Below are 316 nucleotides of genomic sequence, written 5' to 3'. Positions count from 1 at the left end.
GCGGATGTCGGTGTCGGCGGTGTCGGGTTGATACAGGTAATTCGTCGTGCCGAACATGCCGCCACCGCTCGACTCGAACACCAGATTATCGAGGACGGCGGTGTACTTGATCTGTGTTGTCGAGGCCGGATTGGTCTGGACCCACGAGGCTCGGTCCTCGACGAAGTTCGGCGGCGGGTCCCGGCGGTGACCGCGCATCTTGTCGGTCCAGTTGTAGCCGTTCGACTTGGTGTCGACGGTCGGCGACGCGCCCGCCACGGTGACGGTCTCTTCTACGGCACCGACCTCGAGCTCGACGTCGACCGTCGCTGTGAAC

1 protein-coding gene is annotated in these 316 nt (G+C 63.9%); it reads right to left on the bottom strand.

Annotated features, from left to right (window positions below; all coding sequences use genetic code 11):
• Positions 1-258 (bottom strand): hypothetical protein (locus GEV06_28640; protein ID MPZ21818.1); only part of this gene is annotated, 258 nt, incomplete at its 3' end.
• Positions 259-316: the final 58 nt, after the last annotated feature.

It is taken from the genome of Luteitalea sp., from assembly GCA_009377605.1.
Taxonomy (GTDB): Bacteria; Acidobacteriota; Vicinamibacteria; order Vicinamibacterales; family Vicinamibacteraceae; genus WHTT01.
Note: the sequence above shows the minus strand (reverse complement) of the source record. Positions and strands in the feature narration are given on the sequence as shown.